This is a genomic window from Streptomyces recifensis (genome assembly GCF_002154615.1).
Lineage (GTDB): Bacteria > Actinomycetota > Actinomycetes > Streptomycetales > Streptomycetaceae > Streptomyces > Streptomyces griseoluteus.
Genome location: NZ_MUNH01000402.1, coordinates 1 through 1,397 on the forward strand (window position 1 = coordinate 1; position 1,397 = coordinate 1,397).

Annotated in this window: 2 protein-coding genes and 1 pseudogene; 2 read left to right on the forward strand and 1 reads right to left on the reverse strand. The window is 69.7% G+C overall.

Going from position 1 to position 1,397, the window contains the following annotated elements; genetic code table 11:
- Nucleotides 1–125, reverse strand: a pseudogene (locus CCN33_RS33150) (MBL fold metallo-hydrolase); the annotation flags it as partial.
- 158 nt (nucleotides 126–283) lie between these two features.
- Between CCN33_RS33150 and hrcA the strand changes: the two are divergent.
- Both hrcA and CCN33_RS20820 read left to right on the forward strand, forming a co-directional pair.
- Nucleotides 284–1,300: a heat-inducible transcriptional repressor HrcA gene (gene hrcA, locus CCN33_RS20815; RefSeq protein ID WP_086695084.1), complete on the forward strand. Its 1,017-nt coding sequence runs from the start codon at nucleotides 284–286 to the stop codon at nucleotides 1,298–1,300.
- On the forward strand, nucleotides 1,301–1,397 hold a 97-nt coding region (locus CCN33_RS20820), incomplete at its 3' end, for a DnaJ domain-containing protein (protein ID WP_140394607.1). It abuts the gene before it with no gap.

Sequence of the window (1,397 nt, forward strand, 5' to 3'; positions counted from 1 at the left end):
TCCACCACCAGTGCCGTGCCCGCGCCCACGACCAGCCCCACCGTGCAGTCCCAGCCCGGCAGCCGGCACCGGCCCACCCCTTCCGCCAAGCGCTCCCACCCGAGGTCTTCCCAAGTCACGGTCATGCCCGCACGCTAGCCGGGGACAAGCCGGGCGGACCGCACCGACCTTGCCCGGTGAGTACCCCGCGGCCGTACACTGGCCGGGGATGTCTGGCACTCGCACGCGCAGAGTGCCAGGCGGGACACCGTAAGGGCCGTGGGGCGACGTGACGGAGGTGCGCATGTTGAGCGAACGCAGGCTGCAGGTACTGCGCGCCATCGTGCAGGACTACGTCGGCACCGAGGAGCCCGTCGGCTCCAAGGCCCTCACCGAGCGGCACAGCCTCGGCGTCTCCCCCGCCACCGTGCGCAACGACATGGCCGCGCTGGAGGAGGAGGGCTTCATCGCCCAGCCGCACACCAGCGCCGGGCGCATCCCCACCGACAAGGGCTACCGGCTCTTCGTCGACAAGCTCGCCGGTGTGAAGCCGATGACGGCGCCCGAGCGGCGCGCGATCCAGAACTTCCTGGAGGGCGCGGTCGACCTGGACGACGTGGTGGCCCGCACCGTCCGGCTGCTCGCCCAGCTCACCCGGCAGGTCGCCGTGGTGCAGTACCCCTCGCTGACCCGGTCCACCGTGCGGCATGTGGAACTGCTCTCACTCGCGCCCGCCCGCGTGATGCTCGTGCTGATCACCGACACCGGCCGGGTGGAGCAGCGGATGGTCGACTGCCCCGCCCCGTTCGGCGAGGGACCGCTCGCGGACCTGCGCGCGCGGCTCAACAGCAAGGTGGCCGGGCGCCGGTTCAGCGACGTACCGCGACTGGTCGAGGACCTCCCCGATGCCTTCGAGGCGGAGGATCGCGGTACGGTCTCCACAGTGCTCTCCACTCTGCTGGAGACACTGGTCGAGGAGAACGAGGAACGGCTGATGATCGGCGGCACCGCCAATCTCACCCGTTTCGGACATGACTTCCCCCTGGTGATCCGGCCCGTGCTGGAGGCCCTGGAGGAGCAGGTCGTGCTCCTCAAACTCCTCGGCGAAGCCAAAGATCCGGGCGTGACCGTGCGTATCGGGCACGAGAACGCCCACGAGGGACTCAACTCCACGTCCGTCGTGTCGGTCGGCTACGGTTCGGGCGGCGAGGCGGTTGCCAAGCTCGGCGTGGTCGGACCGACCCGCATGGACTATCCGGGAACGATGGGAGCGGTACGCGCAGTGGCACGGTACGTCGGACAGATCCTGGCGGAGTCGTAAGTGGCCACGGATTACTACGCCGTTCTCGGCGTGCGCCGCGACGCGTCGCAGGATGAGATCAAGAAGGCGTTCCGCAGGCTCGCGCGCGAGCTGCATC

Coding starts and splice junctions, on each gene's coding strand:
- hrcA (WP_086695084.1), top strand. CDS start 284: ATGTTGAGCGAACGCAGGCTGCAGGTACTGCGCGCCATCGTGCAGGAC.